Origin of the sequence: Klebsiella sp. JB_Kp031 (assembly GCF_040064295.1) — a bacterium.
In the GTDB taxonomy this organism is placed as follows: Bacteria; Pseudomonadota; Gammaproteobacteria; order Enterobacterales; family Enterobacteriaceae; genus Klebsiella; species Klebsiella quasipneumoniae.
The window spans coordinates 1-21,745 of record NZ_JBEAJW010000043.1 but is presented as its reverse complement, the minus strand read 5'-3'; the positions used below and the strand labels follow the sequence as shown (position 1 = coordinate 21,745).

At 56.3% G+C, this 21,745-nt stretch carries 19 protein-coding genes and 1 other annotated feature; of the genes, 9 read left to right on the top strand and 10 right to left on the bottom strand.

The genetic code is table 11. From position 1 onward, the window contains the following. Positions 1-176: 176 nt before the first annotated feature. From plaP to ABLV64_RS24635, 3 genes are all read right to left on the bottom strand, one after another. Positions 177-1,535 (bottom strand): putrescine/proton symporter PlaP, encoded by a 1,359-nt coding sequence (gene plaP / locus ABLV64_RS24645; RefSeq protein ID WP_004203583.1) that lies wholly within the window; start codon positions 1,533-1,535, stop codon positions 177-179. 289 nt (positions 1,536-1,824) lie between these two features. Continuing rightward, entirely contained in the window at positions 1,825-2,715 is an 891-nt protein-coding gene (locus ABLV64_RS24640; RefSeq protein WP_099441899.1) for a LysR substrate-binding domain-containing protein, read from the bottom strand. A gap of 38 nt (positions 2,716-2,753) precedes the next feature. Continuing rightward, complete coding sequence (locus ABLV64_RS24635; RefSeq protein ID WP_004203585.1) at positions 2,754-3,578, bottom strand: SDR family oxidoreductase; 825 nt, start codon at positions 3,576-3,578, stop codon at positions 2,754-2,756. Positions 3,579-3,753: 175 nt separating this feature from the next. Here ABLV64_RS24635 and hisL point away from each other — a divergent pair, with 175 nt between their 5' ends. The 9 genes from hisL to hisIE all read left to right on the top strand — a co-directional run bounded on the left by hisL (position 3,754) and on the right by hisIE (position 10,990). Then, positions 3,754-3,804 (top strand): his operon leader peptide, encoded by a 51-nt coding sequence (gene hisL, locus ABLV64_RS24630; protein WP_004899375.1) that lies wholly within the window; start codon positions 3,754-3,756, stop codon positions 3,802-3,804. Continuing rightward, positions 3,780-3,902 (top strand) — a sequence feature (His leader region). Its footprint overlaps the gene before it by 25 nt. 47 nt (positions 3,903-3,949) lie before the next feature. After that, a complete protein-coding gene (gene hisG, locus ABLV64_RS24625) occupies positions 3,950-4,849 on the top strand; it encodes an ATP phosphoribosyltransferase (RefSeq protein ID WP_002912152.1) in 900 nt (299 codons plus the stop codon). 39 nt (positions 4,850-4,888) lie between these two features. Further along, positions 4,889-6,193, top strand: coding sequence for a histidinol dehydrogenase (hisD, locus tag ABLV64_RS24620; RefSeq protein ID WP_099441900.1), 1,305 nt, complete (start codon positions 4,889-4,891; stop codon positions 6,191-6,193). Further along, the gene (gene hisC / locus ABLV64_RS24615; protein WP_032453441.1) at positions 6,190-7,251 is read left to right on the top strand and encodes a histidinol-phosphate transaminase; all 1,062 of its coding nucleotides are present in this window, start codon (positions 6,190-6,192) and stop codon (positions 7,249-7,251) included. Before hisD ends, hisC begins: the two co-directional genes overlap by 4 nt. Further along, positions 7,248-8,315 (top strand): bifunctional histidinol-phosphatase/imidazoleglycerol-phosphate dehydratase HisB, encoded by a 1,068-nt coding sequence (hisB, locus tag ABLV64_RS24610; protein WP_017899706.1) that lies wholly within the window; start codon positions 7,248-7,250, stop codon positions 8,313-8,315. Before hisC ends, hisB begins: the two co-directional genes overlap by 4 nt. Next, positions 8,315-8,905, top strand: a complete 591-nt coding sequence (gene hisH / locus ABLV64_RS24605; RefSeq protein WP_002912227.1) for an imidazole glycerol phosphate synthase subunit HisH — start codon at positions 8,315-8,317, stop codon at positions 8,903-8,905. The genes hisB and hisH overlap by 1 nt, the downstream gene beginning before the upstream one ends. After that, positions 8,905-9,642 carry a 1-(5-phosphoribosyl)-5-[(5-phosphoribosylamino)methylideneamino]imidazole-4-carboxamide isomerase gene (gene hisA, locus ABLV64_RS24600; RefSeq protein WP_004200373.1) on the top strand — a complete coding sequence of 246 codons (738 nt, stop codon included), beginning with the start codon at positions 8,905-8,907 and terminating at the stop codon, positions 9,640-9,642. The genes hisH and hisA overlap by 1 nt, the downstream gene beginning before the upstream one ends. Next, positions 9,624-10,400 (top strand): imidazole glycerol phosphate synthase subunit HisF, encoded by a 777-nt coding sequence (gene hisF / locus ABLV64_RS24595; RefSeq protein WP_004180497.1) that lies wholly within the window; start codon positions 9,624-9,626, stop codon positions 10,398-10,400. The genes hisA and hisF overlap by 19 nt, the downstream gene beginning before the upstream one ends. Next, positions 10,394-10,990: a bifunctional phosphoribosyl-AMP cyclohydrolase/phosphoribosyl-ATP diphosphatase HisIE gene (gene hisIE / locus ABLV64_RS24590; protein ID WP_080828091.1), complete on the top strand. Its 597-nt coding sequence runs from the start codon at positions 10,394-10,396 to the stop codon at positions 10,988-10,990. Before hisF ends, hisIE begins: the two co-directional genes overlap by 7 nt. A gap of 38 nt (positions 10,991-11,028) precedes the next feature. Here the strand turns inward: hisIE and wbdC are convergent, their stop codons facing one another. The 7 genes from wbdC to rfbK all read right to left on the bottom strand — a co-directional run bounded on the left by wbdC (position 11,029) and on the right by rfbK (position 21,671). Then, positions 11,029-12,144: an N-acetyl-alpha-D-glucosaminyl-diphospho-ditrans,octacis-undecaprenol 3-alpha-mannosyltransferase WbdC gene (gene wbdC / locus ABLV64_RS24585; protein WP_049092725.1), complete on the bottom strand. Its 1,116-nt coding sequence runs from the start codon at positions 12,142-12,144 to the stop codon at positions 11,029-11,031. 9 nt (positions 12,145-12,153) lie between these two features. Continuing rightward, positions 12,154-13,299, bottom strand: a complete 1,146-nt coding sequence (locus ABLV64_RS24580) for a glycosyltransferase family 1 protein (RefSeq protein ID WP_004203596.1) — start codon at positions 13,297-13,299, stop codon at positions 12,154-12,156. A 64-nt stretch (positions 13,300-13,363) separates the two neighbouring features. Then, positions 13,364-17,005, bottom strand: a complete 3,642-nt coding sequence (locus ABLV64_RS24575; protein WP_099441902.1) for a glycosyltransferase — start codon at positions 17,003-17,005, stop codon at positions 13,364-13,366. 2 nt (positions 17,006-17,007) lie between these two features. Next, positions 17,008-18,285 carry a class I SAM-dependent methyltransferase gene (locus ABLV64_RS24570; RefSeq protein WP_080828088.1) on the bottom strand — a complete coding sequence of 426 codons (1,278 nt, stop codon included), beginning with the start codon at positions 18,283-18,285 and terminating at the stop codon, positions 17,008-17,010. Then, on the bottom strand, positions 18,285-19,499 hold the full coding sequence (gene wzt, locus ABLV64_RS24565; protein WP_080828086.1) for an O8 family O-antigen export ABC transporter ATP-binding subunit: 1,215 nt from the start codon (positions 19,497-19,499) through the stop codon (positions 18,285-18,287). The genes ABLV64_RS24570 and wzt overlap by 1 nt, the downstream gene beginning before the upstream one ends. Next, the gene (gene wzm / locus ABLV64_RS24560) at positions 19,499-20,293 is read right to left on the bottom strand and encodes an O8 family O-antigen export ABC transporter permease subunit (RefSeq protein WP_019704354.1); all 795 of its coding nucleotides are present in this window, start codon (positions 20,291-20,293) and stop codon (positions 19,499-19,501) included. The genes wzt and wzm overlap by 1 nt, the downstream gene beginning before the upstream one ends. Position 20,294: 1 nt before the next feature. Continuing rightward, positions 20,295-21,671 carry an O9 family phosphomannomutase RfbK gene (gene rfbK / locus ABLV64_RS24555; RefSeq protein WP_024622796.1) on the bottom strand — a complete coding sequence of 459 codons (1,377 nt, stop codon included), beginning with the start codon at positions 21,669-21,671 and terminating at the stop codon, positions 20,295-20,297. Positions 21,672-21,745 lie beyond the last annotated feature (74 nt).

Sequence of the window (21,745 nt, the reverse complement as noted above, 5' to 3'; positions counted from 1 at the left end):
CCGCTTTTGTGCCGGGTGGCGGCTGCGCCTGACCCGGCCTACGGAGGCCTCCCGTCAGCTTATATACCCCAGGCCCGGCAAGCGCAGCGCCGCCGGGCAAAAGATATAGCACCGGGCCAAACGAAAAAAAGCCGGAGGTTTCCCTCCGGCTTTTCTCAATCACATCACGCTACGCCTTACGCCACGTCTTCGTACTGCGGCACCGGGTTGCGGAAGCTTTTGGTCACGCAGGCCAGATAGACCAGACCGATACCGGCCCAGATCAGGCCCAGAATCATCGAGCTCTCTTCCAGGTTGACCCACAGCGCGCCGACGGTCAGGGCGCCGCACATCGGCAGGAACAGATACTGGAAGTGGTCTTTCAGCGTCTTGTTGCGTTTCTCACGGATCCAGAACTGCGAAATCACCGACAGGTTAACGAAGGTAAACGCCACCAGCGCACCAAAGTTAATCAGCGCCGTCGCCATCACCAGGTCAAAGTTAATCGCCAGCAGGGCAATAGCACCGACCAGGATGATGTTCATCGCCGGAGTGCGCCAGGTCGGGTGGACGTAGCCGAAGAAGCTTTTCGGGAACACGCCGTCACGCCCCATCACGTACATCAGACGCGCCACGCCAGCGTGCGCCGCCATACCGGAAGCCAGTACGGTGATGGTGGAGAAGATCAGCGCGCCAACCTGGAAGGCTTTACCTGCCACGTAGAGCATAATTTCCGGCTGTGACGCATCCGGATCTTTAAAGCGCGAGATATCCGGGAAGTACAGCTGCAGGAAGTAGGTGGCAAAGATGAAGATCAGGCCGCCGATCAGCGCGGTCAGGAAGATCGCGCGCGGAATGACGCGCTCTGCATCTTTGGTCTCTTCAGACAGGTTGCTGATGCCGTCGAAGCCGGTAAACGAGAAGCACAGGATCGTCGCCCCGGTAATCATCGGGATCACGTGCGCGTCACCGGACCAGAACGGACGGCTGCTGGCCAGCGTACCGGCGCCTTCGCCGCCAAACACGCCATAAATCACCATGCCGAGGATCACGGCAATCAGCACCACCTGCAGCACCACGATCACGGTGTTGAAGTTGGCCACGGATTTAATGCTGCGCAAGTTAAAGGCGGTCATAAAGGCGACCAGCGCGATAACAAACACCCACGACGGAATCGAAGGCACCAGCGCTTCAAAATAGATTTTCGCCAGCAGAATGTTGATCATCGGCGCGAACAGGTAGTCGAGCAGCGAGGACCAACCCACCATAAAGCCAACGGTCGGGCTGATGGATTTCTGCGCATAGGTATACGCCGAGCCGGCGGACGGGTAACGACGTACCAGCTTGCCGTAGCTCAGCGCAGTAAACAGGATAGCGATTAACGCAAAGGCGTAGGCCGTCGGCACGTGACCGTCGGTCATACCAGAGACGATACCAAACGTATCGAACAGCGTCATCGGCTGCATATAGGCCAGGCCCATCATTACAACCGGAACTAGCGTAAGTGTTTTACGTAATTCCACGCGAGAGGTATTTGGAGTAGCGTTATGCGACATAGTTATCCCCTTTTACGGTGAACGCCAGCGCGTAAGCAAAAAATTGCCCCATTTCTTTCTATTCCTCAGCGACAACGACTGTCGGTTTTTAGTAAATATCTATCCGGTACGAAGCCCGGCCTCTTGGTATTGAATGATGTGTCTTTCGACCAAAAAAATAACCGACACTTTAAAAAAAAGCGTCGGCTAGTCTCTGGTTTTCAGGCCGCATATTTTGCAACAAATTCAACGGCGTTGACAAGATGTTATGAAGTTCATTGCGTAAGCATATTTTTTAACGTGCTAATATCTATACGGTTTCCATATGATAAATTGTAAAAATAGCACTATTTGCTAATAGCGTTTCCCGCCACCATTTGCCAGCCAAACCGCAGGTAGCGTCATTCCAGCCGATCCACGCGTGCTGACGAGGCGACTGCCCGCGCACGGCCAGGCTGACCAGTTCGCCGCTCTCCAGCAGCCCCTGCACCTGGTAACGCGGCAGGCAGCCCCACCCCAGCCCCATGCGCAGCAGCGTCAGCTGCCCCGTAACGTCACATACCGTCAGGGTCTCCTGATCGCCGAGCAGCGCCCCGCCCTCGCCGGTGGCGACCGCGCGGTAACGGCGCAGAGTTCGCCAGCTCAACGGGGCGCGACGCTCCGCCAGAGGATGCTGCGGGGAGACCACCAGCTCCAGATCCAGCTCGCCAAGGGGAAGATAATCATAGCCGCTCAGCGGCGGCGGCTCGCCGAGCGCCCCCAGCAGGAGATCGGCCTGCCCTTCAGTCAGCGGCCGCCAGTCCAGCAGCGAGGGGTTCAGCGTGAAGTGCAGCCGGGTCAGCGGCTGCTGTTGATAAAATGCGGCGATCAGCGGCGAGAGTTGCGCCACGGGAAAAGTGCTGTCTACCGCCAGGCGGAGGGTATGCTCCCACCCCTGCTGCAGCTTAACCGCCCGGATCTCCAGTTCGCGGGCGATATGCAGCACTTCCCGTCCTTTCTCCAGCAGCATCTGTCCGGTGGGGGTAAAGCGCGCGCGGTGACCGCTGCGGTCGAGCAGCTGAATATTGAGATCGCTTTCCAGCCGGTGAATGGTGTAGCTCAGCGCCGAGGGCGTTTTAAAGAGCCTTGCCGACGCCGCGGCAAAGCTCCCCTCTTTTTCCAGTGCGTCGAGGATCACGAGGACATCCAGCAGTGGTTTCATCGCTACCCCCTTACGGTATGCGAATCACCGCTGGCGAATCACTCCATCGGCATCACCAGCGGATCGGGGTACTGGTACTCAAACCCCAGCTCATTGCAGATTCGATTGCCATCCACAATCTTGCCCTGGCCGCCGTCCGGGCTGTCACTGAACACCGGCGGCGGCAGCCCCAGCTCGCGGGCCATCTGCGGATAAAAGAGGCCGCGTGCCGGATGGCGGGGCGCACATAGATTATAGATGTGCCCGCCCTTCGGAGCCTGCAGCAGCAGTTCGATGGCGGCCACCACATCCTGCAAATGCACCAGATTGACCACATGCTGGCCATCCGGCGCCGACTTGCCGGCGAAAAAACGTCCCGGATGACGGGACGGCCCCACCAGCCCGGCCAGGCGCAGAATATCCACCGACGTCCCCGGCAGGTTGTGCAGCCAGTCCTCCAGCTCCTTGAGCACCTGCCCGCTGGCGGTCTCCGGCAGGCGCGGGGAGTTCTCTTTCACCGTGCCGTTGACGTTGCCATACACCGAGGTGGAGCTGGTGAAGACGATCCGCGGAATATGGTACGCCAGCGCGGTATCGACGATCTCCTGCACCGCCTGCAGATAAAACCCTTCCCCCGCTCCGGTCCGCCGGGCCGGCAGCGTGATCACCAGCGCATCGACGTTCATCAGCGCGTCGAGGTCCTCGGTATCACAGACCAGCTGCGGCTCCAGGCGCAGCGGATAGCTGTCGATCCCGCACATCCGCGCCGCCTCCACGCCATCCTGCGTGGTTTTACTGCCGGTGACCTGCCAGCCTCGCGCCGTCAACGACAGCGCCAGCGGCATCCCCAGCCATCCCAAACCGACTATCGCGACCTTTTTCATCCCAGGCTCCTGACTCTTTCGCTGTGCTGATTACAGGCTACGCCAGCCAGCGGCAACTGACAATTTCTTCGCTCAATGTGAAATGAATTAATGATAGAAAAAAGCCCTTGCTTTCTGCGGCGGAAGTGGTTTAGGTTAAAGGACATCAAATGCATAGTCATTCACAGAGAATTTTATGAACCGCGTTCAATTTAAACACCACCATCATCACCATCATCCTGACTAGTCTTTCAGGCGATGTGTGCTGGAAGACATTTGGATCTTCCAGTGGTGCATGAACGCGCAGAGAGCCCCCGGAAGATTCACTTCCGGGGGCTTTTTTTTGGACCAAATTCGGACAGATTCAGACAGGTATTCAGAGGAAAAGAACAATGTTAGACAACACCCGTTTACGCATAGCTATTCAGAAATCAGGCCGTTTAAGCGAAGATTCACGCGAATTACTCAGCCGCTGCGGCATTAAAGTCAATTTGCACACCCAGCGTCTGATTGCGCTGGCGGAAAATATGCCAATCGACATTCTGCGCGTGCGTGATGACGATATCCCGGGCCTGGTGATGGACGGTGTTGTCGACCTCGGCATTATCGGCGAAAACGTGCTGGAAGAAGAGCTGCTCAGCCGCCGCGCCCAGGGCGAAGACCCGCGCTACTTCACCCTGCGTCGTCTCGACTTCGGCGGCTGCCGCCTGTCGCTGGCGACCCCGGTGGATGAAGCCTGGAACGGCCCGGCGGCGCTGGACGGCAAACGTATCGCCACCTCTTACCCGCACCTGCTGAAGCGCTACCTCGATCAAAAAGGTATCTCCTTTAAATCCTGTCTGCTGAACGGCTCCGTGGAAGTGGCGCCGCGCGCCGGCCTCGCCGACGCCATTTGCGACCTCGTCTCCACCGGCGCCACCCTGGAAGCCAACGGCCTGCGCGAAGTGGAAGTGATCTACCGCTCCAAAGCCTGCCTGATCCAGCGCGACGGCGAAATGGCCGACGCCAAACAGCAGCTGATTGACCGCCTGCTGACCCGTATTCAGGGGGTGATCCAGGCCCGCGAGTCGAAATACATCATGATGCACGCCCCGACCGAACGCCTTGAGGAAGTGGTTGCCCTGCTGCCGGGCGCCGAGCGTCCGACCATTCTGCCGCTGGCAGGCGACAAGCAGCGCGTGGCGATGCACATGGTCAGCAGCGAAACCCTGTTCTGGGAGACCATGGAAAAACTGAAGGCGCTGGGCGCCAGCTCCATTCTGGTGCTGCCGATTGAGAAGATGATGGAGTAATCGGCCAGCCGGTCACGGGACACACAGGGGAAAACAATCATGAGCTTCAACACAATCATCGACTGGAACGGCTGTAGCGCAGACCAACAGCAACAACTCTTAACGCGCCCGGCGATTTCCGCCTCCGACAGCATCAGTAAAACGGTGGCGGCGATCCTCGATAACGTCAAAGCCAACGGCGACGCGGCGCTGCGCGAATACAGCGCGAAGTTTGATAAAACCACCGTCGCCGCGCTGCAGGTGAGCGAGGCGGAGATCGCCGCCGCCGGCGAGCGCCTCAGCGACGAGCTGAAGCAGGCGATGGCGGTGGCGGTGCAAAACATCGAGACCTTCCACAACGCGCAACAGCTGCAGGCGGTGGATGTCGAAACGCTGCCGGGGGTGCGCTGCCAGCAGGTCACCCGCCCTATCGCCTCCGTCGGGCTGTATATTCCGGGCGGCTCGGCGCCGCTGTTCTCCACGGTGCTGATGCTGGCGACGCCGGCGCGCATCGCCGGCTGTCAGCAGGTTGTGCTCTGCTCGCCGCCGCCGATCGCCGATGAGATCCTCTACGCCGCGCAGCTGTGCGGCGTGAAAACCATCTTTAACGTCGGCGGCGCGCAGGCCATCGCCGCCCTCGCCCTCGGTACCGAGTCGGTGCCGAAGGTGGATAAAATCTTTGGCCCGGGTAACGCTTACGTCACGGAAGCCAAACGCCAGGTCAGCCAGCGTCTGGACGGCGCGGCCATCGACATGCCGGCCGGCCCGTCGGAAGTGCTGGTGATCGCCGACAGCGGCGCCAACCCGGACTTTGTCGCCTCTGACCTGCTGTCCCAGGCGGAACACGGCCCGGACTCGCAGGTGATCCTCCTGACCCCGGACGCCGGGATGGGCAGCCGCGTCGCCGGGGCCGTGGAGCGCCAGCTGGCCGCCCTGCCGCGCGCCGAAACCGCTCGCGTGGCGCTCTCCGCCAGCCGGATCATCGTGGCCCGCGACCTGGCGCAGTGCGTGGCCATCTCCAACCAGTACGGCCCGGAGCACCTGATCATTCAGACCCGCCAGGCCCGCGAGCTGGTGGACAGCATCACCAGCGCCGGCTCGGTTTTCCTTGGCGACTGGTCGCCGGAATCCGCGGGCGACTATGCCTCGGGCACCAACCACGTCCTGCCGACCTATGGCTATACCGCCACCTGCTCGAGCCTCGGCCTGGCCGACTTCCAGAAACGGATGACCGTGCAGGAGCTGTCGCGCGACGGCTTTGCCGCCCTCGCCTCGACGATTGAGATTCTGGCCGCCGCCGAGCGCCTTGACGCCCACAAAAACGCCGTAACGCTGCGCGTTGCCGCCCTGAAGGAGCAAGCATGAGCATTGAAGATTTAGCCCGCGCCAACGTCCGCGCGCTGACCCCGTATCAATCCGCTCGCCGCCTGGGCGGGAAAGGCGACGTCTGGCTGAACGCTAACGAATTCCCCACCGCCGTGGCCTTCCAGCTGACCGAGCAGACGCTGAACCGCTACCCGGAGCCGCAGCCGAAGGCGGTGATTGAGAACTACGCCCGCTACGCCGGGGTTAAACCGGAGCAGGTGCTGGTCAGCCGCGGCGCCGACGAAGGCATTGAGCTGCTGATCCGCGCCTTCTGCGAGCCAGGCGAAGACGCGGTGCTCTACTGCCCGCCCACCTACGGCATGTACAGCGTCAGCGCCGAGACCATCGGCGTCGAATGCCGCACCGTGCCGACGCTGGCCGACTGGCAGCTCGACCTGCCGGGCATCGAGGCAAAGCTGGACGGGGTGAAAGTGGTCTTCGTCTGCAGCCCGAACAACCCGACCGGGCAGATTATCGACCCGCAGTCGATGCGCGACCTGCTGGAGATGACCCGCGGCAAAGCCATCGTGGTGGCCGACGAAGCCTATATTGAATTCTGCCCGCAGGCGACCCTCGCCGGCTGGCTCAGCGACTACCCGCACCTGGTGGTGCTACGCACGCTGTCCAAAGCCTTTGCCCTCGCCGGCCTGCGCTGCGGCTTCACCCTCGCCAACGCCGAGGTGATTAACGTGCTGCTGAAAGTGATCGCCCCGTACCCGCTCTCCACGCCGGTGGCCGATATCGCCGCCCAGGCGCTGAGCGCGGAAGGGATCGCCGCGATGCGTCAGCGCGTGGCGCAGATCCTCGACGAGCGCCGCTACCTGGTGGAACAGCTGCGCGGCATCGCCTGCGTGGAGCAGGTCTTCGATTCCGAGACCAACTACGTCCTGGCGCGGATAACCGCCTCCAGCGCAGTGTTTAAATCTTTGTGGGATCAGGGCATTATCTTACGTGACCAGAATAAACAACCTTCATTGAGCGGCTGTTTGCGTATCACTATCGGTACCCGTGCCGAGAGCCAGCGCGTGATTGACGCCTTGACTGCGGAGAATGTATGACCCAGAAGTATCTCTTTATTGACCGTGACGGCACCCTGATTTCCGAACCGCCGGTAGATTTCCAGGTGGACCGTTTCGACAAGCTGGCGTTCGAGCCGCAGGTGATCCCGGCGCTGCTGAAGCTGCAGCAGGAAGGCTATAAGCTGGTGATGATCACCAACCAGGATGGTCTGGGCACCGACAGCCTGCCGCAGGAGGCGTTTGATGGCCCGCACAACCTGATGATGCAGATCTTCGCCTCGCAGGGCGTTAACTTTGAGGAAGTGCTGATTTGTCCGCACTTCCCGGGCGACAACTGCGCCTGCCGCAAGCCGAAAACCCAGCTGGTGCTGCCGTGGCTGGAAGAGGGCGTACTGGATAAAGCCCACAGCTATGTGATTGGCGACCGGGCCACCGACCTTGAGCTGGCGGATAACATGGGGATTATCGGTCTGCGCTATGACCGCGAGACGCTGAACTGGCCGACCATCTGCGAGCAACTGACCCGCCGTGACCGCTATGCCCACGTCGAGCGCATCACCAAAGAGACCCAGGTGGATGTGAAAGTGTGGCTGGACCGCGAAGGCGGCAGCAAGATCCACACCGGCGTCGGCTTTTTTGACCATATGCTCGACCAAATCGCCACCCATGGCGGCTTCCGCATGGAGGTCAACGTCGGCGGCGATCTGTATATCGACGATCACCACACGGTGGAAGATACCGGCCTGGCCCTCGGCGAAGCCCTGAAGCTGGCGCTTGGCGACAAGCGCGGCATCAACCGTTTCGGCTTCGTGCTGCCGATGGACGAGTGTCTCGCCCGCTGCGCGCTGGATATCTCCGGCCGTCCACACCTGGAGTATAAGGCAGACTTCACCTATCAGCGCGTCGGCGATCTGAGCACCGAGATGGTGGAACACTTCTTCCGCTCGCTCTCTTACACCATGGCGGTGACGCTGCACCTGAAAACCAAGGGCAAGAACGATCACCACCGCGTGGAGAGCCTGTTCAAAGCCTTTGGCCGTACGCTGCGCCAGGCGATCCGCGTCCAGGGCGATGCCCTGCCGTCTTCCAAAGGGGTGCTGTAATGAATGTGGTGATCCTTGATACCGGGTGCGCCAACCTCAATTCGGTGAAATCGGCGATTGGCCGCCACGGCTATGAGCCGGTGGTCAGCCGTGACCCGGAGGTGGTATTGCGTGCCGATAAACTGTTTCTTCCCGGCGTCGGCACCGCCCAGGCGGCGATGGACCAGCTGCGCGACCGCGAACTGATCGACCTGATCAAAGCCTGTACCCAGCCGGTGCTGGGGATTTGCCTGGGCATGCAGCTGCTCGGCAAGCGCAGTGAAGAGAACAACGGCGTCGATCTGCTGGGCATTATCGAGGAAGAGGTGCCGAAGATGACCGACCACGGCCTGCCGCTGCCGCACATGGGCTGGAACCGGGTGTATGCCAAAGCAGGCGATCGTCTGTTCCGCGGCATCGAAGAAGGGGCTTACTTCTACTTCGTGCACAGCTACGCCATGCCGGTCAACCCGTACACCATCGCCCAGTGCAATTACGGCGAGGCGTTCACCGCCGCGGTGCAGAAAGATAACTTCTTTGGCGTGCAGTTCCACCCGGAGCGCTCCGGGAGCGCCGGGGCGCAGCTGCTGAAAAACTTCCTGGAGATGTGATGATTATTCCTGCTTTAGATTTAATCGACGGCACCGTCGTTCGTCTCCACCAGGGCGATTATGGCCAGCAGCGCGACTATGGCAGCGATCCGCTGCCGCGCCTGCAGTCCTATGCCGCTCAGGGAGCGGAAGTCCTGCACCTGGTCGACCTGACCGGGGCGAAGGATCCGGCGAAGCGCCAGATCCCGCTGCTGAAATCGCTGGTCGCCGGCGTTGACGTCCCGGTGCAGGTCGGCGGCGGCGTGCGGACCGAGGCGGATGTCGCAGCCCTGCTTGAAGCCGGCGTCGCCCGCGTGGTGGTCGGCTCCACTGCGGTGAAATCCCCGGAGGAAGTGAAAGGCTGGTTTAAACGCTTTGGCCCTGAACGGCTGGTGCTGGCCCTCGACGTGCGTATCGACGCCGACGGCAATAAGCAGGTGGCGGTCAGCGGCTGGCAGGAAAACTCCGGCGTGACCCTGGAGGAGCTGGTGGAGAGCTATCTGCCGGTCGGCCTGCAGCATGTACTGTGCACCGATATCTCCCGCGACGGCACGCTGGCGGGCTCCAACGTCTCGCTGTACGAGGAAGTCTGCGCCCGCTATCCGCAGGTGGCGTTTCAGTCGTCCGGCGGCATCGGCGATCTCAATGATATTGCCGCCCTGCGCGGCACAGGGGTGCGCGGCGTGATTGTCGGTCGCGCGCTGCTGGAAGGCAAATTCAACGTAACGGAGGCCATTCAATGCTGGCAAAACGGATAATCCCCTGCCTCGACGTCCGCGACGGTCAGGTAGTGAAAGGCGTGCAGTTCCGTAATCACGAGATCATCGGCGATATCGTCCCGCTGGCTAAGCGCTATGCCGACGAAGGCGCCGACGAGCTGGTGTTCTATGATATCACCGCCTCCAGCGACGGTCGGGTGGTCGACAAGAGCTGGGTGTCGCGGGTGGCGGAAGTAATCGATATTCCTTTCTGCGTGGCGGGCGGGATCAAGTCGCTGGAAGACGCGGCGCAGATCCTCTCCTTCGGCGCCGATAAGATCTCGATTAACTCCCCTGCTCTCGCCGACCCGACGCTGATTACCCGCCTTGCCGACCGCTTTGGCGTGCAGTGCATTGTGGTGGGGATTGATACCTGGTTTGATGCAGAGACCGGCAAATATCACGTCAATCAGTACACCGGCGACGAGAGCCGCACCCGGGTGACGCAGTGGGAAACCCTCGACTGGGTGGAGGAAGTGCAGAAGCGCGGCGCGGGCGAGATCGTCCTCAATATGATGAACCAGGACGGAGTGCGCAACGGCTACGATCTGCAGCAGCTGGCGAAGGTTCGCGCGGTGTGCCATGTGCCGCTGATCGCCTCCGGCGGCGCGGGCACCATGGAACACTTCCTCGAAGCCTTCCGCGACGCCGACGTTGACGGCGCGCTGGCGGCCTCGGTATTCCACAAACAGATTATTAATATTGGCGAACTGAAAGCGTACCTGGCGGCACAGGGCGTGGAGATAAGGGTATGTTGACTGAACAGCTGGACTGGGAAAAAACGGACGGCATGATGCCGGCCATCGTGCAGCACGCCGTATCCGGCGAAGTGCTGATGCTGGGCTACATGAACAAGGAGGCGCTGGAGAAAACCGAAGCCACCGGCAAGGCCACCTTTTACTCACGCACCAAACAGCGGCTGTGGACCAAGGGTGAAACCTCGGGCCATGTCCTCAACGTAGTGAGCATCACGCCGGACTGCGACAACGATACGCTGCTGGTGCTGGTGAATCCGATCGGGCCGACCTGCCACAAAGGCACCACCAGCTGCTTCGGCGATGCCGGCCACCAATGGCTGTTCCTCTATCAGCTGGAGCAGCTGCTGGCCGAGCGTAAGCACGCCGACCCGGAGAGCTCCTACACGGCGAAGCTGTATGCCAGCGGCACCAAGCGCATTGCGCAGAAAGTGGGGGAAGAAGGCGTGGAGACCGCGCTGGCCGCCACGGTGAACGACCGCTTCGAGCTGAAGAATGAGGCGTCGGACCTGATGTATCACCTGCTGGTGCTGCTGCAGGACCAGGGGCTGGATCTCGGGGAAGTGATTGATAATCTGAAAAGTCGGCACTAACGCGTTGACCCCCGCCGCAACGGCGGGGGTAGCTGGCCTCAGGATTTGCTTTCCAGCAGCGTAGTGTAGAGATTGACGTAAGCGTCAATCATATGGTCGGCAGTAAACATCTCTTCAAAACGACGACGCGAGTTTTCGCCATAGCGGCTGGCGGTTTCATCGTTATGCCAGAGCTCATTCATCGCCTCCACCAGCGCCTGGCTGTCATTCGGCGGGATCACGCAGCCATTCACTTTGTCCTGGTTAATGAACGAGGTCCCGGTGCCGATCTCGCAGGAGATCAGCGGCCTGGCGAAGCGCGCGCCTTCCAGTAACGTAATGCCAAACGCCTCGGAGCGCAGATGCGAGGGGAAGACCACGCCACGGCAGAGCTGGAAGAGAATATATTTATCTTCGTCGTTGAGCATGCCGGTAAACACCACATTGCTCAGCCCGCGCTGCTGCGCTTCACGACGCACTTCCGCCTCCAGCGGCCCTCCCCCGACGATCACCACCGGCAGCCGGCTACGCTCGGCGGCATCCAGCAGAATGTGCAGCCCTTTGTAGTAGCGGAAAGCGCCGACGAAGAGGAAGAAGTTATCGCCGACGGTTTCCCGCCAGTGCGCCACCCGCTGCGGATCGTGCTGCACGTCATGCTGCTCCAGACCAAACGGGATCACCACCGTTTTATCCTGATATTTTTTCAGGGTCTGGCTGGAGGCCACGTAGTTGGGCGACGAGGCGACGATGCAGTCGACGCTGGCGAGAAATCGCTCCTGCAGCGGCTGGTACAGCTTCATTAACCGTTTTTGTTTCACAATATCCGAGTGATAGGTCACCACTGTTCTGGCGTCAGGCCGCGCCGAGAGATGCAACATATCCATGAATGGAAACGGAAAATGGTAGTTGATGATGTCGTAGTCATCTTTAATCTGCTTAAAACGCGTTAACGCTTTCAGCGAAAACGGCGTGGAGGCAATTTCAAAAAGCTGCTTATTATAAATGACCCGATGGTCTTCGTAGGCGACAGGTCCTGTCTCTTTGTCCGGGCTAAAAGTAAAAACATCGGCTGCGATTCCCCGGCGGGCGCAGCCCTGACTGAGCTGATAAATGACCTGCTCAATACCGCCGTAGGTATCGGGATAGTAGGTCTTATAGACGTGTAGAACTCTCAACTGACACCCTTAGAGTAATTTATAGGCGTTAATGGTCTGGGTCGTACAGTTCTCCCACGAAAACTGTTTCGCCTGGGCAAGACCGCGCGCGGTGGCGATTTCCCGCCAGCTATCATCCTGCAGGCTCTGCAAAATATGCGCGCTAATCGCGTCTACATCATTAGGATCGGCAACGAGGCCGGCATCGCCAACCACCTCAGGCAAAGAAGTGACATTGGAACATACTACCGGCACACCGCAAGACATCGCTTCAAGAATAGGTAAACCGAATCCCTCGTAGAAGGAGGGATAAACAAAGGTTCTGGCCGCCGCGTACAGATAAGGCAGGTCTTCATCCGGGACATAGCCCAGGTAACGGATCCACCCTTCCCGCGTACCGCGCTCGACTAACTGCCACAGCACATCGTCTTCCCATCCGCGATAACCGCTGAGGATCAGCGGGTAGCGCATGCGGGTCTCCATCGGCAGCAGCTGATAGGCCTGCAGCAGACCGCGGATATTTTTACGCGGCTCCATGGTGCCGATATACAACGCATAGCCCTGCCACGCCAGCTGATATTTCTGCAGGACCGGCAGGCACTCCGCCGGGCTGCGCGGAATATAGTCGCTGCTGCAGGCCAGCTTGGTGGTGACGATCCGCTCCGCCGGATAGTTGAACAGGCGGATGATTTCACTGCGCGAGAAGTCGGAGACGGTCAGGATCAGCTTTGCCGAATCCAGGCTCTCGTGCAGGGACTTCTCCATATAGCGAACCCGATCTTTTGGATGATATTCCGGGCAGGTAAATATAGAGATGTCATGAAACGTGGTTACGGCGCGTTCCAGGCGATGCGGCAGATAGAAGTTAGGGCCATGGTAAATGTAGTCTTTGTAATCGCGCAATGCCCACGCCTGGCGCCGCGGATGCAGCAGGCGATACGCCTCAATCAGCAGCGGCTGGCGGCGCAGAAACGCCGACAGACGACCATGATTGCTGGCTTTGGTATCGCTTTTATTCTCAACCTGGGGGATCTGGTCGATAAACGACGCGCCGTGAAACAGCTTCAGCTCTTCGATTTCACGAGCAACCGCCAGCCGCTTAACCAGTTCCAGGGAATACCGACCGATGCCCGTTAACGGATATTTAATTGGCTCAGTAGCAAAAATAATTTTCATTATAAATGACACATCATCATCTATCCCCCTTGTATTCAAAGGCAAAAATACAAGAGGGATATTTTTATTTAAAGTATTTAGCTTTAGCTAAGCCTTGACACATATTAACCAGACGGCGTGAAACAGCATGATAATCATGTTGTTCCCGCCATGCATCGGCACGTTGTTGAGTCCTGGTCGCCCAAGCGTCCTGTTCACGGATGGAATGCAGGATCCGGTCAATCCCCTGACTGATATCATCGACGCTGCATCCATCAAATTTAAAGACTGCATCGTCCAGGTCATCAAATATCGCCAGAGGCGTTACCGCGACAGGTTTTTGCGTCGCCATACCATAACGTACCGCCCCGCTAGCAGACTCCCCGGTATTCTGATAAGCAAAAATCAGAAGGTCAGCTTCCGAGAGCAGCCGCAGACTATCTGCGTCCGGCAGGAAATCATTATGCATCTCAATGAGATCGGTAACACCTAGCCGCTGAGCTGCTGCTTTGAGCTCAGCCACCAGATCGCGTGACTCTCCAACAGGATACTCCGCGTTCACCAGGCGTAAACGAACCGGCTTACCGGCTTGCTTGAGACGATGGACGGATTCGACCAGCTCCATCAGGCCCTTATGCGGTAAGCAGAAGCCATAGCTCGCAATCAACGGTAAAGCCTGCTGTTGACGCGCGACGCTCGCTGCGGAGTAGTTGATTACACCGTGCGGGAATAAAGCAACATTCTCAGTTAAGCCTAAATCTTTAAGGCGGTTCATATCGGCAATAGAATGCACCAACAACCGGTCGCAAAGCGCCAGCGCCTCCGCCATTTCGGCAAGACGGAAATTCCAGGTCGGCTCTTTTTCCAACGGATCCACAGTTGAATGCATCGTCATGACAACTGAACGACCAGCATCATGCTGGCGACGAATAAAGGCCGACAGTTCGCGATGATTGAAGAATCCATAATTGAACTGGATCACGATGACATTGAGTCGCAGAGCATCAATTTGTGGCTGGAGGTTTTCCAGATAGTTGCTCTCTTTACCTACAATCCAGTTCCGCAGTACAAACTCTTCGTCTGCACATACAAGATCTTCAGCACTGACCTGAGGAGCAAAAACAACATCCGCGCCATGCGGTGCACTCTCCACCAGATGTTGGGAATAGGTTGCGATCCCACATTTCGTGTTCCAGGTCGTCAACCAGCCAATACGCGCCCGATGCTGAGCAATATCAATATGCGCACGCAGGGTCTTGACCGCCTGCCAAGAACGATCGGCCACTGCTTTCCATGTAAACTGCTGCAGAATAAGCTCGCGTCCAGAATCGGCCATGCCACGCAGCACCGATTTATCGGTCGAGGCTGCGGCTTTTAACGCATCCGTTAAGTTGTCAATGTCCACACTGGCCCAGGTTGAGGAAAACAGACCAAAGTGTGTTTTTACCCGGGTAAACTGATAATCAACCAGCCATGAATTTTGTGAATTAACAAAATCAAGTTGCCCGCTCCAGTTGGTGACGATGGCCGGTAGCCCACTCAGCATTGCTTCAGCGATAGGTAAGCCAAAGCCTTCGGCGCAACCTGGAGCAACCAGAACATCGCAGCTTTCATAAAGCCCCTTAAGCTGGCTGGCAGACATATCCTCTTTGATCACTTCAACTTTGGGATATTCCGCGAATTGAGCCTGGGCGTGAGCCAGCCACGCGTCAATTTCATTGTGCGGATTGTTAAACGTCTTAATGATCAAGATGACATTGTCACGACGAGTGAATGCCCTCCCCCAAGCCTCGAGCATTGCCTGTACCCCTTTGCGTGGGAAACAAGAAGAGACATGCAGGAAACGGAAGGTTCCGTCATCCACATTTTTTGTCGTTTCGGCTGGGGTATTGAGCCAATGGTCGCAGCCATTGCCAACAACGAATGCGGGCACATTAAGTCCGTTATCAATCAATACCTTACGAACGTGCTCCGAAGTACACAGTACTCCGTCAAGTTCCCGGTTAAATTCATTGATCCATGGTTGTGGAAAGCCCGTTTCTTCCCAGGCATAACAGTGAAGGAGTTTTACTTTGGCATCCATTTCGGAAACCCGCGGTGGATAGATGTTTCTGCTAAGAATATCTATCTTTTCGTCACTCTTGCGGGTACGGCATTGATTATAAAATGCCAAGAGATCGCTATTTTCCGGCTGTGCCATAAACGAGGCATCCGGCGCAAAATCACCCGGCCCTTCAGTGGAGTGCAATAACACCTCTACGCCATCAGCTGAGAGTGCCCGGGCAAATTCCCGGTTGACCAGCGCCAGACTATATGAGCTATCGAATGGACCTTCCACTCGCCAGGTCAGCGCCTTATCGTCAATTTGATAAAGTTCTGCCGTCTTCAGATTGTAATCAATGGCCGTTGCGCACAAGCGTAGATCGCGCTCATCTGGTTGCCCATGAGAGATAGCAAGGATCTTCTGAATCAATGCCTCAGGCAAAGCCTGCGCGATGCCGGAGTCTTCTGACGCAATCTTCTCGAAAGCTTCCAGAGCAGTCACTGCTGCTTTATCCCAAGAGAAATTACGCGCTTGCTGCTGCGCCATTTCTTTCAGATGCGCCAGGAATACATTATCAGTCAAACATTGCGCGATCTTATCCCGAATGGAAGAAACAGAATACGGGTCGAATAATGCTTCAGGATTACCGATGACTTCAGGAATACTGGTGACATTTGAGCCAATGGCCGGCGCACCGCACGACATTGCTTCCAGAACAGGTAGCCCAAAACCTTCATGTAGCGAAGCAAAGATGAACAGTTTACACAGGCGATAGAGCTGGATCAGCTCATGTTCCGGTACATAACCAGTCAGTACCAGTTCGCCCTGCTGTAAACCATTGCCTGACGCCAGGGATTCCAGATACTGACGATCACCAATGGAAAGCTTACTGACGATAACCAGTTGGTGAGTGCGACGTAAGGCATCACTGAGCCCGGCATAAGCCTCGATTAACCGTTTAAAGTTTTTCCTTGAGTCAAATCCGCCAGGCGCATACAACACGAACTCACGCTGAATACCGTAATGGCCAAGGACCGTCTCTTTTTCGCTCGTAGTCACCTCCGCCATACAAAACTGAGGATCGGCTGCGGCTGCAATATTCTGTACATGATCGCCCTGCAAATGCAGATGCTCGATCGCTTCCTGGGCAGTATACGCAGAGTTGGTCAATAAAAGGTCAGCGTTTTTTAACCATTCAACTTTCTGTAAATAGTAGGGTTTGAATACATCGTCCAGGAGATAGGTCTCCGCCTGCACCAGGGGGATAAGATCGTGGTGCAGTACGGCTACTTTATACTGCCGACTAAATTTGTGTACCGATGTGGCCGCATCGTCGACATGACCTTCAAATAAGCTCGTAATGAAAACGACATCTGGACGCAATGATTCAAGAAAAGCTTCTCGAATCAGTTCCGCACTCTCCCGACGCCATTCATTACCTTGGTCCATCGCACGCACCGGGCCTGCGGCATGCCAGACGACTATATTTTCAGCCGGCAGGAGATCGGCAAAATGCGCCTTAACATCCGCAATCGACTCATACAGCATGGCCGATAGCGCGATGAAAATATCATGCTGGCTGTTATTTCTGATTATGGCTCTGGCGATTGCGATACTATAACGACCGATGCCACGAAAGCGGCTTTCGGTCTGCGCGCCTTGTAAATCAATGACAATACGCATCGTTATTTCTCCGTATTTTTATTTTTTAATTCGTTATAAATACTCAACGCGCGACTTGTCATTTCTTCAGTACCCACATCATATCTTCTGGACTGCATCATCATCGTGTCAGAGTGCACCAGCATGACACGCTGGAACAAGCGTTGTAGCAGTGTGTAGCAGCCAGTTTTTCTCAGAAACTTAAACAGATAAACCTTAGACTTAGGATAGCGGTGGAAAAAGACCAGCGAGAGCGCCATCCCTTTGCGCAGTATTTTTTTCGCCGCCCTACGGGCTCTCACCTTTGCCCCTTCCTGACGTAATAATTGACGTTGCAAAGACAGCCAGCGTAGTGGTTGAGTGATACGCCATGAACGACTGTTATGTAAGTCCGCCATTTGCTGATGAAGCTGATGATTCTGACCGATGACATGATTCAGTTCGTCAACCTGACCTTGCAACGTCTGAATAGTCTCCGACATTTTGCTTATCTGACGCGTATAGGTACGGTTTAACGTCTCCAGCTGTGAGGCAAAGGACGAAAACTGTTGGCGCAAAATCGCATCGTAACGGTTGCTCAGGGCATCTAGCGTCAAGCCGTACTGTTGGGTAAACAGGCGTTCAAAGCGTTCAAGAATATCTTCAGGCGCGGCTTTCTGAGCAATGATGCTGTAGTCTGGGCTAACCCCTTTTAGTACATCGATCAAATTGACGGCAGCATCCGGAGATTTAAGAGCCTCTTTTTCCTGAAGACGAACGGTAATTGCCCGCTTAAAACCATAATGAATAGGTAAAAACTCAAGCAGTGGCGGCGGCAGAGGGTGATTATGCGTGGGATCCATATAAAATGAACAGGTGCCGACGCTTACATTCTCAGGGTTCGGCGTTTCGAGGATCAGTAAACCGCCAGGTTTCAGCACCCGCAAGGTATGCATGACGAGCTGCTGCAGTACCTCAAAAGGTAAATGCTCAGCAATATGAAAACCAGTCAACGCTATCAGGCTCTGATCCGCCTGATTTTGCAGAAACTGCAGACAATCCATTTTCTGCACGTTCAGTCCGGCTTCCTTGGCGCGCGCCAGCATGCCATCATCGAGATCGACGCCGATGTTCGCAATGCCATTTTCCGTCAGGATCTCCAGCCATTCGCCACGCCCGCAACCAATGTCCGCAATCACGCCATCAGGATAAATTTCCTTCAGACGTGACAGAAAAGGTAAATAAAAACTCAGGCGGCTCTTGATATCTTCAACCGAACCTCTGTGTCGTTCTTCAAATGAACGATAAAACGACGAACCCATTAAGAAATCTCCAGTTCAGGTGGCAACCAGGACACGCCGACAAACTCTTGTTGTTCCGTGTTAACGACGTTGAATACCACGGCCAGATCGCGCCATTCATAGTTTTTGCCGAGGTGCGTACTGGAAGTATGCAACGCGACAGCGACAGAATAGGAGCCAACCCCCAATCTCGCATCGAAAGAGAATAAGAACGAGCGCTTTTCTCCTTTTTTCAGGGAGGTGAGTGTCTGTTTAAGATGATGCGTATTGGTCCCAAAAATCGGCTGCCCTAGTCGATCCTTAATCATATATCCGACGACAAGCTCAGGAATATCGTCCTTGACCTCAACGTTGACCTGCAAGCTAACACGATGCCCTACTGAGGTAAATTCAGTCACATTGCCCTGTTCATCGAGAAGATGAACCTCAGAGATAGTCACTTCACCAGTGCCTGAAACAGTTTGCGTTTTACCATTGTGCTCAACTTGTTTAATGGACTGATTTTGCTTATCGGCCAGAAGCGCATTGTAATAATCCATTACTGCTTCAGGTTCGCCTTCCATCTCAATGTGGCCTTTATTCAACAAAATGGCCCGATCGCAAATGCTTTGGATCGCCTGTTTATCATGGGATACCAGCAACAGCGTGGTCCCTTCCTGACGAAATTTTCGGATACGCTCAAAGCTTTTATGCTGAAAATAAGCATCCCCAACAGATAATGCTTCATCAATAATTAGCACATCGGGACGGATAGCCGTCGCTACGCTAAAAGCTAATCGAACCTGCATACCACTGGAATAGACACGCACAGGTTGATCAATATAGTCCCCAATCTCCGCAAATTCTTCAATTTGCGGCATCAGTTCAGTTATTTTCTCTGAGGATAATCCCAGCAGTTGCCCAGACATATAAACATTCTGCCGACCCGTGAAATCAGAGTGAAACCCCATCCCCAGTTCGAGTAATGCAGCGACACGACCGGAGATTTCAATTTCTCCGGTCGTAGGCCTGGACGTCCCGGTAATGAGTTTAAGTAGGGTACTCTTACCCGCACCGTTGATACCAATAATACCTACAGCCTCTCCCGGAGCGACTTCGAAATTAATATCGCTGAGGATCCATTTCAAATTATGGCGTTTGGTATTCAGTGGAGATAACCATTCGATCAGTCTCCCTGTCTTTGAGTGATACTGGCGATACGCCTTACCGACATTCTTTACTCTGATGTAACTCATTATAATTCATCCACCATATCCGCCGCATGTTTGCGGAACATCCTGAAACCGATGACGCAGAAAATAATGGCGAGAGCCAATACTGGCCATAACGAATACCAGTTAGGAGCCTGATGATAGGCAAAGATGGACTGATAAGATTGCATCACCCGCGTCATTGGGTTATACAGCAGCAGATTTTTTGCCCATGCTGGCAATGAATTTAGTACATAAACAATAGGGGTGAACCAAAACCAGAATTGCAGCGCAACCCCAACCAGTTGTCCCACGTCCCTGAAAAAGACGTTCATCACACCAAGGATCATACCCAGCCCACCGGCAAACAGGATCTGCAAAAGCAGTACTGGTATTACCGAGAGAAAGAGCCAGCCAGGGAAGTTACCTGTGACAATGATAAAAATAAGAAACAGACTAAAGATAATCGCGAAATTAAGTACCGCCGATAACGTCACGATGATCGGCAGACAGATTTTCGGAAAACTGAGTTTCTTAATCAGATTAGCATTGTTAATGAATACGCTCTGACCTTTATCCAGCATCTCTGTAAATAATCCCCAGGTCAGCACCCCGGAGCAGAGATAAATACTGTAGGCAAACGGCCCCGTATTATCGGGCATTCTGGCTTTCATTACCTCGGAAAAAACCAAAGTATAGACCAGAATCATAGAGAGCGGTTGTAAAACGAGCCATAATGCGCCAAGCATACTGGTTTGATAGCGTGCCTGAAAGTCACGCTTAACACTGCTCCAGATAAATCCCCGATAACGATAAATCGTCGTTAGTAAATCTCTCACCTTATTCCCCGCTTAACAGGTGTAACAGCTCGGTCGTTTTTTCATTCATAAGCGCTACATCCGCTCTGGACTCCACGTTCAGACGCACCACCGGCTCGGTATTGGACGTGCGCAGGTTAAAGCGCCACTCAGGGTATTCAATACTGATACCGTCCGTTGTGTCGATGTGGGCGGCCGCCGGCTCATACTGCGCCCGGATGCGGGCAATCGCCTCCGCCGCATTACCCAGCTTGCGGTTGATCTCCCCCGACGCCGGGAACGCCGCCTGGCGGTCCGCCACCAGCGATTTCAGCGAACTGTTCTTCAGGCACAGCAGCTCCGCCACCAGCAGCCACGGGATCATCCCGCTGTCGCAGTAGGCGAAGTCGCGGAAGTAATGGTGCGCGCTCATCTCCCCGCCGTAGATGGCGTCTTCCTGGCGCATCCGCTCCTTGATGAACGCATGCCCGGTCTTCGACATCACCGGCTGGCCGCCGCTGCGGGTCACGATGTCCACCGTGTTCCATGTCAGACGCGGGTCGTGAATGATTTTCGCCCCCGGCTGCTTCTGCAGGAACGCTTCCGCCAGCAGGCCGACAATGTAGTACCCCTCGATAAACGACGCCTCGTCATCGAACAGGAAACAGCGGTCGAAGTCGCCGTCAAAGGCGATACCCATGTCCGCCTGATGCGCACGCACCGCGTCGGCGGTGTCCTGGCGGCACTCCGGCAGCAGCGGGTTCGGGATACCGTTCGGGAAATGGCCGTCCGGCTGGTGATGCACCTTGATAAAGGTCACCGGCGCCCCGGCCGCCGCGAAGCGTTTCTCCACCTCATCAATCACGTGCCCCGCCGCCCCGTTGCCGGAGTTCACCACCAGCTTCAGCGGACGGGTGAAGTTCGCCAGGTCCACGTAGCCCATCAGGTGGTCGACGTACTCCTTCAGCACCGAAATCTGACGCAGGGTCCCGCGACGTGCCGGGTCCACCGGCGGGAACTGGTTTTCCTCCGCCAGGCGCTGGATATCCCGCAGGCCGGTGTCGCCGCTGATGGGCTTCGCGTTCTCGCGCACCAGCTTCATGCCGTTGTAGTTCATCGGGTTGTGGCTCGCCGTCACCTCGATGCCGCCGTCCACCCCGAGGTGGAAGGTGGCGAAGTAAATCTCTTCCGTGCCGCTCAGGCCGATATCCAGCACGTCAGTGCCGGCGTCCATCAGCCCGCGGGCCAGCGCCAGCTTCAGCGACTCGCTGGTGAGGCGCACATCGCCCCCCACCACTATCTTCCCGGGTTTCAGAAATTCGCCGTAGGCGCGGCCGATACGGTAGGCGATGTCCTCGTTCAGCTCCTCGCCCAGTTCACCACGGATGTCATAAGCCTTAAAGCATGTTAACTGTGTCATTCTGCGTTTTGTCCCGAAAAAAATTAGCAACGACCATACTGGTCTTTAATACGAATAATGTCGTCCTCGCCGAG

What these genes read in the sequence shown, in the direction of transcription:
- wzt (WP_080828086.1), bottom strand. Translation starts at nt 19,499, where the DNA reads ATGAGTTACATCAGAGTAAAGAATGTCGGTAAGGCGTATCGCCAGTAT.
- hisB (WP_017899706.1), top strand. Translation starts at nt 7,248, where the DNA reads ATGACCCAGAAGTATCTCTTTATTGACCGTGACGGCACCCTGATTTCC.
- ABLV64_RS24570 (WP_080828088.1), bottom strand. Translation starts at nt 18,285, where the DNA reads ATGGGTTCGTCGTTTTATCGTTCATTTGAAGAACGACACAGAGGTTCG.
- ABLV64_RS24640 (WP_099441899.1), bottom strand. Translation starts at nt 2,715, where the DNA reads ATGAAACCACTGCTGGATGTCCTCGTGATCCTCGACGCACTGGAAAAA.
- hisF (WP_004180497.1), top strand. Translation starts at nt 9,624, where the DNA reads ATGCTGGCAAAACGGATAATCCCCTGCCTCGACGTCCGCGACGGTCAG.
- ABLV64_RS24580 (WP_004203596.1), bottom strand. Translation starts at nt 13,299, where the DNA reads ATGAAAATTATTTTTGCTACTGAGCCAATTAAATATCCGTTAACGGGC.
- hisA (WP_004200373.1), top strand. Translation starts at nt 8,905, where the DNA reads ATGATTATTCCTGCTTTAGATTTAATCGACGGCACCGTCGTTCGTCTC.
- hisIE (WP_080828091.1), top strand. Translation starts at nt 10,394, where the DNA reads ATGTTGACTGAACAGCTGGACTGGGAAAAAACGGACGGCATGATGCCG.
- hisH (WP_002912227.1), top strand. Translation starts at nt 8,315, where the DNA reads ATGAATGTGGTGATCCTTGATACCGGGTGCGCCAACCTCAATTCGGTG.
- plaP (WP_004203583.1), bottom strand. Translation starts at nt 1,535, where the DNA reads ATGTCGCATAACGCTACTCCAAATACCTCTCGCGTGGAATTACGTAAA.
- hisD (WP_099441900.1), top strand. Translation starts at nt 4,889, where the DNA reads ATGAGCTTCAACACAATCATCGACTGGAACGGCTGTAGCGCAGACCAA.
- hisG (WP_002912152.1), top strand. Translation starts at nt 3,950, where the DNA reads ATGTTAGACAACACCCGTTTACGCATAGCTATTCAGAAATCAGGCCGT.
- rfbK (WP_024622796.1), bottom strand. Translation starts at nt 21,671, where the DNA reads ATGACACAGTTAACATGCTTTAAGGCTTATGACATCCGTGGTGAACTG.
- ABLV64_RS24575 (WP_099441902.1), bottom strand. Translation starts at nt 17,005, where the DNA reads ATGCGTATTGTCATTGATTTACAAGGCGCGCAGACCGAAAGCCGCTTT.
- hisC (WP_032453441.1), top strand. Translation starts at nt 6,190, where the DNA reads ATGAGCATTGAAGATTTAGCCCGCGCCAACGTCCGCGCGCTGACCCCG.
- ABLV64_RS24635 (WP_004203585.1), bottom strand. Translation starts at nt 3,578, where the DNA reads ATGAAAAAGGTCGCGATAGTCGGTTTGGGATGGCTGGGGATGCCGCTG.